This is a genomic window from Pigmentiphaga sp. (assembly GCF_019689535.1).
Classification (GTDB): Bacteria; Pseudomonadota; Gammaproteobacteria; order Burkholderiales; family Burkholderiaceae_B; genus Pigmentiphaga.
The window spans coordinates 1-8,617 of record NZ_JADGHH010000152.1; the positions used below are offsets into that span (position 1 = coordinate 1).

The 8,617-nt window shown below is 66.0% G+C and carries 9 protein-coding genes; 2 read left to right on the forward strand and 7 right to left on the reverse strand.

What is annotated here, in order from left to right:
• Positions 1-546, reverse strand: a 546-nt coding sequence (locus tag IRZ12_RS12975) for an SDR family NAD(P)-dependent oxidoreductase (RefSeq protein WP_296469083.1), incomplete at its 3' end; no start/stop codon positions are given.
• A gap of 64 nt (positions 547-610) precedes the next feature.
• Positions 611-2,191, reverse strand: coding sequence for a class I poly(R)-hydroxyalkanoic acid synthase (gene phaC, locus IRZ12_RS12980; protein ID WP_296469096.1), 1,581 nt, complete (start codon positions 2,189-2,191; stop codon positions 611-613).
• A gap of 274 nt (positions 2,192-2,465) precedes the next feature.
• On the opposite strand from phaC, the gene IRZ12_RS12985 reads away from it, so the two are divergent.
• On the forward strand, positions 2,466-2,693 hold the full coding sequence (locus IRZ12_RS12985; RefSeq protein WP_296469085.1) for a hypothetical protein: 228 nt from the start codon (positions 2,466-2,468) through the stop codon (positions 2,691-2,693).
• A gap of 10 nt (positions 2,694-2,703) precedes the next feature.
• Here the strand turns inward: IRZ12_RS12985 and pgeF are convergent, their stop codons facing one another.
• Positions 2,704-3,465 (reverse strand): peptidoglycan editing factor PgeF, encoded by a 762-nt coding sequence (gene pgeF / locus IRZ12_RS12990; protein WP_296469087.1) that lies wholly within the window; start codon positions 3,463-3,465, stop codon positions 2,704-2,706.
• On the reverse strand, positions 3,462-4,463 hold the full coding sequence (locus IRZ12_RS12995; RefSeq protein WP_296469090.1) for an RluA family pseudouridine synthase: 1,002 nt from the start codon (positions 4,461-4,463) through the stop codon (positions 3,462-3,464). The genes pgeF and IRZ12_RS12995 overlap by 4 nt, the downstream gene beginning before the upstream one ends.
• Before the next feature lie 90 nt (positions 4,464-4,553).
• On the opposite strand from IRZ12_RS12995, the gene IRZ12_RS13000 reads away from it, so the two are divergent.
• Positions 4,554-5,408 carry an outer membrane protein assembly factor BamD gene (locus tag IRZ12_RS13000; protein WP_296469099.1) on the forward strand — a complete coding sequence of 285 codons (855 nt, stop codon included), beginning with the start codon at positions 4,554-4,556 and terminating at the stop codon, positions 5,406-5,408.
• A gap of 81 nt (positions 5,409-5,489) precedes the next feature.
• On the opposite strand, the gene IRZ12_RS13005 is transcribed toward IRZ12_RS13000, so the two are convergent.
• Genes IRZ12_RS13005 through IRZ12_RS13015 form a run of 3 tightly spaced genes read right to left on the reverse strand, consistent with a single transcriptional unit; the run spans position 5,490 to position 8,497 of the window.
• Positions 5,490-7,520 carry an ATP-dependent DNA helicase gene (locus IRZ12_RS13005; RefSeq protein WP_296469101.1) on the reverse strand — a complete coding sequence of 677 codons (2,031 nt, stop codon included), beginning with the start codon at positions 7,518-7,520 and terminating at the stop codon, positions 5,490-5,492.
• Between the two features lie 8 nt (positions 7,521-7,528).
• Entirely contained in the window at positions 7,529-7,732 is a 204-nt protein-coding gene (locus IRZ12_RS13010) for a YdcH family protein (RefSeq protein WP_296469092.1), read from the reverse strand.
• A 3-nt stretch (positions 7,733-7,735) separates the two neighbouring features.
• On the reverse strand, positions 7,736-8,497 hold the full coding sequence (locus tag IRZ12_RS13015) for a hypothetical protein (protein WP_296469094.1): 762 nt from the start codon (positions 8,495-8,497) through the stop codon (positions 7,736-7,738).
• Between the last annotated feature and the right edge of the window lie 120 nt (positions 8,498-8,617).

An 8,617-nucleotide genomic window follows, 5' to 3' on the forward strand; every position in this document is an offset into this window, starting at 1 on the left:
CGGCGAGACCGTGTTGACCGTAACGCCCTTGGATGCCACTTCTTGCGCCAATGCCATCGTAAACCCGTGGATGCCGGCCTTGGCCGTGGAATAGTTGGTCTGCCCGAACTGCCCTTTCTGCCCGTTGACCGAGCTGATGTTGATGATGCGGCCCCAGCCGCGCTCGATCATGTCGCCGATGACCTGCTTGGTGACGTTGAACAGGCTGTTGAGATTGGTGTCGATGACCGCCCGCCAGTCCTCCAGCGACATTTTCCGGAACAACCCGTCGCGGGTGATGCCGGCGTTGTTGACCAGGACGTCGATGGGGCCGAGCTCGGCGCGAACTTTGCTGAAGGCAGCGACGGTGGAGTCCCAATCGGCGACGTTGCCCACCGAAGCATGGAAGGTGTATCCCAGCGCCGCCTGCTCATCCAGCCACTGCTGGTAGTTCCGGTTAGGGCCGCAACCGGCGACCACGGTGAACCCCGCCTTTGCCAAGCGCTGGCATATGACGGTGCCGATACCGCCCATGCCTCCCGTCACGTAGGCAATCTTTCCGTTCATCTCGCCTCCTTGATCGCGAGCCCAGTCGCCCGCCGATAGCCATCGATAACCATTCGCCCGGCCCTCATACGGCCCGCACTTTCACATACCTGCCCGGTGCGGCCTCGAGGACCGGATGCCGTTTGCCGCCTAGCGCCTTCTTCGCCTTGACCAGCGGTCCGCTTTGCTCGCGTATCCATGTGGCCCAGTCGTTCCACCAACTGCCGGGGGCCTCCCGTGCCGATTCGATCCATTCCCTAGGATCGCCCGGCAGCAGGCCGTCTTCGCGCACCCAGTAGCTGCGGCGGTTGCGTGATGCCGGGTTGATGACGCCGGCGATGTGCCCCGACGCACCCAATACGAATCGCGAGGCCCCGGGCAGCAGGCGGGTGGAGGCATACGCGGAGGTCCAGGGCACGATGTGGTCCTCGCGCGAACCGAAGATGTAGGCCGGCATGTCGAGACGACCCAGGTCGAGCTTCACGCCGCATGTGCTCAGCTTCCCCGGCGCGCTCAGGTTGTTCTCCAGGTAGGCGTTGCGCAGGTACCAGGCGTAGAACGGCCCGGGCAGGTTCGTGCTGTCGGCGTTCCAGTAGAGAATGTCGAAGGCCGACGGCGCCTGCCCTTTCAGGTAGTTGTTGACGACGTAGTTCCAGACGAGGTCGTTCGGGCGCAGGAATGCGAACGTGGTCGCGAGCTCGCGCGCGGCAAGCACGCCGCCCCGGGCGAACTGCTGCTCGCGCAGCCGCACGTGGGCCTCGTCGATGAACACGTCCAGGACGCCCGTATCCGAAAAATCCAGCAGCGTCGTCAAGAGGGTTAGCGAGGCGACCGGATCCTCCCCGCGCGCCTTTGCGACGGCCAGGGCCGACGCGAGCAAGGTGCCACCCACGCAGAAGCCGAGGGCGTTGACCTGCCCGCGCCCCGCCACCGCCTGTACCGCCCGGATCGCCTCGAGCACGCCTTGCTCGAGGTAGGTGTCCCAGCCAGCAAGCAAGATGCCGTCGTCGTCAGTCGGCAGCGGATTGCGCCACGACATCATGAAGACCTGGAGTCCCTGCTCTAGGGCGAACCGGACGAAGGAGTTGTCGGGCTGGAGGTCCAGGATGTAGAACTTGTTGATGCACGGCGGCACGATGAGGAGCGGCCGGGCGTGCACGCGGTCGCAGGCAGGCTTGTACTGGATGAGCTGGAAGATGGGCGTCTCGTGCACCACCGCTCCTTCGGTGGTCGCAAGATTGCGCCCCACTTCGAAAGAGGCCTCGTCGGTGTGGGAGATGCGGCCCTTGCCCAGGTCTGCCAGCAGATTGGCGAGCCCGTGCTGCAGGCTCTCGCCACCGGATTCGACCAACCGGCGTTGGGCGTCCGGATTCAGCGCCAGGAAATTCGACGGCGCCATGGCTTCCACCCACTGCATGGTGGCAAAGCGTAGGCGGTTGAGCATTGGCACGGGCGCCTCGACGCTGTCAGCCATCCGTTGCAGCGTGCGCGCGGACAGCAGGTAGGCGTGAGCCATGAACAGGTGCGCAGGACTCGCGGACCAGGCATCGCCGCTAAACCGCTGGTCGGCAGGCGGAGCAAGCCTTCCCTGGGCGGCAGCCTGCCAGAGCTCGGTCCATTGGCGCGTGAAATCCTGCTGGATGGCCAGCAGTGCTTCGGATCGCAGGAATTGACCGCCTGGGAGGTGCGGGGCGGCCGTCTGGGCAGATGCAGGAGGCTCGGGAGTGGCCACCCCCAGTGCCTGCTGCCATGTTTCCAGCCATGCCAAGGGGTTCGTAGAATCCTGCCGGGACTGACTCACCTAGAACCACCCTGAAGTTTCGATTACGCTAGTAGTGATAGTGCATAGCGCGCCGGTGCCTGTCAAATCGCACACGTGGCTGATTACCCGTAGTGTGAGCGCGGCGTCTCTCTGCACGCATTTTCGCCCCGGTCCGCTCATGCACTTTTCCGCGCTCATCGCCATCGGCTGGCTTTACGTGACCATACTGATGTCGCTGTCCCAACCCACCGTGCTGGCTGGGCTGTCGACGCTACTGTTTTATGGGTTGCTGCCGCTCGCCATCGTGCTCTATATCGTGACGACGCCCGCACGCCGGCGCAGGCGGCGCGAGCGTGAATCGGGACGCGAGGAGCCGGCGGCAAGCCGGCAAGGCCCTGCTTCCTGAAAAGCGCCGGCTAGTCCGTGAGCCAGGCCAGGGTGGCAAAGCGCCCCGTCGTGCCTTCTTTGCGGTACGAATAGAAGCGATCGTTGTGCGCGACGGTGCACACGCCGCTGTGAACTACCGTCTCCACGCCCGCCGCGCGGAGACGCCGCTCTGCCAGCGCAGGCAGGTCGGCCAGCCATTTGGGCTTGCCTGCGTCATCGAAGGTGCCGGTCGGCACGAAAGCATCCTGCGCCGAGGCGTCGCGGGCCGAGAAGGCGGCCCTGACTTCATCGCCAACCTCGAACGCGCGCGGTCCGATGCCCGGACCTATCCACGCACGCACCTGGCTGCCGCGCACTCCCCCCATCGCCGCGACCGCGTTCTCGAGCACCCCGGCGGCCAAGCCGCGCCAGCCGGCATGCGCAACCGCCAATACGCCGGCTTCTCCGGCTACGATCACCACCGGCAGGCAGTCGGCCGTCATGATCGCCAGGACTTTGCCGGGCGTGCGGGTCACGGCAGCGTCGGCGGGCCCGGGGTAGCGTTCCCGGTCCGCATCGACCACCCGCACGCCGTGGACCTGCTCCAGCCATAACGGCGCGGAAGGCAGCAGTGTCTGCAACCGGGCGCGGTTCTCCGCCACGGCCTCGGGCGCGTCACCCACGTGCGCGCCCAGGTTGAGCCAAGCGTACGGCGCCCGACTCACGCCGCCGTGGCGGGTGGTCGAGAAAATCCGCACGCGAGGCCACTCCGGGCCTTCATGCAAGGGCAAGCTTGGGCTGTCGCGGTTCATGGCAGCTCATCGTCCTCTTCGGGACACGCCTCTGGCTCCTCCCACTCGATGCCGTCGGAAACCTTCAGCATGTCCTCTGGCAAAGGGGCATGAAAAACCTGGGGCCCGGCTCCGGCAGGATCGTCGAATTGGAGCCGGGCGGCGTGGAGCATTTGACGTGTCGCATGCTCGATTGCCTTGCCGCCGTAGAGGGTGTCGGCAAGGAGCGGATGCCCCAGGCTGGACAGGTGGACCCGTATTTGATGCGTGCGCCCGGTCTCGAGCCGACACTCCACTTCGGTCACGGGCATGCCGCTGTGCGCCCGGCCGCGGCGCATTGGTTCGAAATGGGTGATCGCGGGCTTGGCCGCGATGGGCCGCTCCACGCTCATGCGCACCGGCACCCGCGGGTCGCGTCCGATGGGCCGGTCGATGGTGCCGCCTCGACGCAAATGGCCCGACACCAGGGCGACGTAGCGCCTCCCCACCGTCCGCGCTTGCAATTGGCGCACCAGAGCAGTCTGGGCGGTGATGGTGCGGGCCACCACCATGAGCCCGGAGGTATCTTTGTCCAGCCGGTGCACGATGCCGGCGCGAGGCACCTGGGCGAGTTCCGGATATCGGTAAAGCAAGCCGTTGAGCAACGTGCCGTGCCAGTTGCCGGCGCCCGGATGAACCACCAGCCCCACCGGCTTGTCAATCACGATCCAGTCGTCGCTTTCCGCCGCCACCGGGAAGTCGATGGGCTCGGGCACGAAGGCAAGCGATTCGGGAGCGGGTTCTTCCCAGACGGTCAGCTGGTCGCCCGGCCCCACGACCTGCCGGACGGTCGCCGACTTGCCGTTGACCAGCACGTTCCCCCGCTCTATCCAGCCTTGGAGCCGGCTGCGGGAGTGTTGCGGCAAGAGCTGGGCGAGGACCTTGTCCAGGCGGTCGGCGCGGACGCCCGCCCCCAGATCGAGAATCTGTGGTTCCGCTTCCTGGGACTCGATATCGGAGGACGGCAGAGGAAAGGACATGTTGTTTTGAGAAGCGGGCCCCCAAGCCCGAATATAATCATGGACGGTCTATTGGTGAGGGACACCACCATGCAGTTGAATACCCTGGCAATGCAAGCGGCTTCCGGCAGCGGGCACCGGCTCCCGGTCTGGTGGCGCGGGCTTGCGCTGCGTTTGGGCTACGCCTTGGCGTGCCTGCTGGCCGCCATCGCGCTGACTGGCTGCGCCACCAACGGCAAAGAACCCGATCACACTATCGGTTGGTCTGCCGAGCGATTGTACAAGGAGGCCAAGGAAGAGATGGACACCGGCAACTGGACGCAGGCCGCCAAGTTGCTGGAAAAGCTGGAAGCTCGCTACCCCTTCGGCGTTTATGCCCAGCAGGCCCAGATCGACATTGCCTACGTTTATTGGAAAGACGGCTCCAATGCGCAGGCCCTGGCTGCGATCGACCGCTTCGAGCGCTTGCATCCCAACCATCCTAACTTGGACTACATGCTCTACCTGAAGGGGTTGATCAACTTCTATCAGGAAAGCGCGCTGCTGGCGAGCCTGACGAAGCAAGATCCGAGCGAACGGGACCCCAAGGGCGCGCGCGAGTCGTTCGATGCCTTCAAGGCACTGGTGACCCGTTTCCCGAACAGCAAGTACGCTCCCGACGCCCGCTTGCGCCTGAACTACCTCGTGAACTCCATCGCCATGAACGAGGTCCACGTGGCCCGCATGTACCTGGAGCGTGGCGCTTACGTAGCGGCCGTGAACCGGGCCCAAACGGCCGTGCGTGATTTCCAAGGCACGCCCGCCGTCGAGGAGGCGCTCTACATCATGGTGCTTGCCTACGACAAAATGGGCATGACCGACCTGCGCGACGATGCGGCGCGCGTATTGAACCTGAACTTCCCGAATAGCAAATTCGTCGCCCAGGGCTTTACGCAAGAGAAAGGTCCCTGGTGGAAGATCTGGTAGCCGGAAGCCGGTGCCGGCCCGCCTGGGCGGGCCGGGCACATTCCCGGTAGCGCGGCGGGAGCACCGCCCGTTCCTTTCTACTCAGGCGGCGCCCGCCCGCTGGGCGTAAAAGGCCTCGACGTCTTCCACGCTGCGGGTGCGGGTAAATGGAGGCAGCCCGCGCCACAACAGTTTCCCGTAGGGTTTCTCGACCAGCCGCCGGTCGGCGACCATCAACACGCCCCAATCCTTCTCCGTCCGGATGAGCCGCCCTGCTCCTTGCTTGAGGGCGATCGCGGCTTCGGGCAATTGATATTCGAAGAACGGGTTCCCGCCCCGCTTCTTGCAGGCGCGGATGCGCGCGTCGAGGACCGGATCGTCGGGCGGCGCGAAGGGCAGCTTGTCGATCGCGACGAGCGTCAGCGCGTCGCCGGGCACGTCTATGCCTTCCCAGAAGCTCGCGCTCCCCACCAGCACGGCGTGCTGGCTGGTGCGAAAGCGTTCGAGTAGTTCCCGGCGCGAACGCTCTCCCTGCTTGAACAGCGGCCATTCCCAGCCGCGCTCGCGAAACGCCTCCTGTAGCAGCTCGGCGACCCGGTCCACGGCACGCAGCGTCGTGCAGAGCACGAGCGCCGAGCCGCGGCTGGCCGCAAGCACCGGTAGTAGCGCCTCGACGAAGCCTTCGGTGAAACGGGGGTCTTGCGGGGAAGGAACGCCATGCGGCACGAACAGGCGGCCATTGGTTGCGTAGTCGAAGGGAGACTCCCAGCGGCCCGTCTCGGCCCCATACAAGCCCAGCTGGCGCGTGAAGTGAGAGAAATCCTCCCGCACCGACAGTGTCGCCGACGTCAATATCCAGGCCTGGCCGGCCGGCCGATATTGCGAAAATGCCTGGGCCACGGACAGCGGCGCCGTGTGCAGGCGCACGTGGCCGTTGCCGGTTTCCACCCACCGGACCCAGCCGTCGTCGAATTCGGCCGGGACCTCGGGCGCACCGCCCTCTTCGGCCTGGGCCCCGCCCGGCGCGGCGGCAACGCCTTCGCACGCCTCCGTCCAGCGTGCCAGCCGGGCGATGAGGTCGGGCCCGCGCTTGGCGACCAACGCCAAATCGGGATGCCGCTCCCCGGCCGCAGCGAGGATGCGCCCCAGCGCGTGAACCGCTTCGATCACTTTGCGCACTGCCGCACCGAACTCCTCCAGGTTGGGCAGCTGGTCGAAGGTGCTGCGCTGGCCCGGCAGTTTGTCCACCGCCGCGCACGACAGGCACAGCTCGCGGGTAGCCTGTTCGACGGCCTGGCCCAAGACCGGCCAATCCGCGCTTTCACGAGCATGGGAGAGCCCGGTCACGATGGCGTCGCGGGCGAACTCGAGCAGCTGGTGGGACGATACCGACTCATCCAGAAACCGCGTCGCCGCCGCCGGCAGCTGGTGCGCTTCGTCGAATACCACCGTGTCGGCCGCTGGCAGCAGGTCGGTAATGCCTTCGTCCTTCAGGGCCAGGTCGGCGAGGAAAAGCGCATGGTTGACGACCACCACGTCGGCTTCCACGGCGCGCTTGCGGGCCTGCATCACGAAGCATTCGCGATAGCTCGGGCAATCCGAGCCGAGGCAGTTGTCGCGGGTGGATGTGACGCGGTGCCAGATGTCCGCGTTCTCCGGGACTTCCGCCAACTCCGCTTTGTCGCCGCTGCGGGTCACTTTGGCAAAGCGCTCGATCTTGCGCAGCTGCGCGACTTCGGCGCGGGACGCCAACCGGCCGTCGCCTACCGTGCGCTCGAGGTGATAGTGGCAGACATAGTTCGAACGCCCTTTGAGCAGTGCCGTCGTCACCGGCAAGCCCAAGGCGTCGCGTACGGCCGGTAGGTCACGGGCAAAAAGTTGGTCCTGCAGCGTCTTGGTGCCCGTGGATATCAGCGCCTTGCCGCCGTGCATGAGCACCGGCACCAAATAGGCAAAGGTTTTTCCGGTGCCCGTGCCTGCTTCGGCCACCAGCGTGCCGCGGTCGCGTATGGCCCGCGAAATGGCCTCGGCCAATTCGATCTGTTGGGTACGTGCGCGGTAGCCGGGAATCTTGCGCGCCAAGGGACCGCCATCGGCGAACACTTCCCGCACGTCGGCCTCGATGTCGAGAATCTGGGCGGTCATGCGGGGATGTCCGGAACGAGCTGCATCTGGAGCGCCACGATGAGATCCTTGATCTGGAGCTTGCGCTTTTTCATGCGGCGCAGGCGGAGCTCGTCTACCACCGGGCCGGCGGCCAGGCGCTCGATGGCCGCATCCAAATCGCGGTGCTCGAGCTGCAAAGCAATGATGCGCTCTTTGAGCGCCTGAATATTGTCGTCCATCGTCTACTTTTCGGCGGGTGCCGCCGGTTCCGCATTTTGCCGGGGTGCCTCGAGGTTGGCGGCCTCCCGCTCGCGCTCCGCTCGCCGGCGGGCGCGCTTGGCCTGTGCCTCCTCGCGCTGCCTGGCTTGCTTCTCGGCATATTCCCGGGCCTCGGCCTGTTTGCGCTCGAAAGCCGCACGATTTCGGGCGCGCACCTCTGGATCGTCGACGTCGCGCGGGGCGCGGGGGCGAGGTACGGCGGTGTCGACGTTTCCTGGAACCGGGGCATCGGGCCCGGCACCTCGGTCGGCCGGCGGTTGCGGGGCGCGGTGGGCGGCCTCTTCGGCGCGCTGCGCATTCCTGGCGTCGCGGGCGGCATTTTCCCGCTCGCGCAGTTCACGTCGCTCCCTTGCCTGTTCACGCCGGATATACAGCTCCGCTTCCCGGCGCGCCGCGTCCGCCCGCATTACCCGCTCGTTGCGCTCCAGCCTCGCCTGCTCGACGCAGCGATTGGCGAAAAAACGGGACATGCATTCGGCGGCCTGCGATTCGTATTGCTGCTTGACGCGGTCGGACTCCGCCTTGGCAGCCTCGGCGGCCGCCTGTGCCTCGGCGATCGAAGAAAACGTCCGCTGTGCCGTCGTTCCTTCTGCGGCCGGCGCCAAGCCGGGCAGCATGGCGGCGCAAGCCATCAGGCAAAGTGCCCTGGCGAACCGCGTGATGCAAGCGCCCGGGTTGCTGGCTGCGGCACGCGATGTGGGTGCGCTACGATAGCGAGTCGCCACGGCCTGGGCTCCGGTCGTACTCGCTCCGGAGACACATCGCGTAACGCCCTGTCGGCAGGAAATTGGGGGCATATTCTCAGACTGTGGCAAAATCCGCGGCTTCATTTTCCAAGGTAGGAC

Coding starts and splice junctions, on each gene's coding strand:
- IRZ12_RS12985 (WP_296469085.1), top strand. CDS start 2,466: ATGCACTTTTCCGCGCTCATCGCCATCGGCTGGCTTTACGTGACCATA.
- pgeF (WP_296469087.1), bottom strand. CDS start 3,465: ATGAACCGCGACAGCCCAAGCTTGCCCTTGCATGAAGGCCCGGAGTGG.
- IRZ12_RS12995 (WP_296469090.1), bottom strand. CDS start 4,463: ATGTCCTTTCCTCTGCCGTCCTCCGATATCGAGTCCCAGGAAGCGGAA.
- IRZ12_RS13000 (WP_296469099.1), top strand. CDS start 4,554: ATGCAAGCGGCTTCCGGCAGCGGGCACCGGCTCCCGGTCTGGTGGCGC.
- IRZ12_RS13010 (WP_296469092.1), bottom strand. CDS start 7,732: ATGGACGACAATATTCAGGCGCTCAAAGAGCGCATCATTGCTTTGCAG.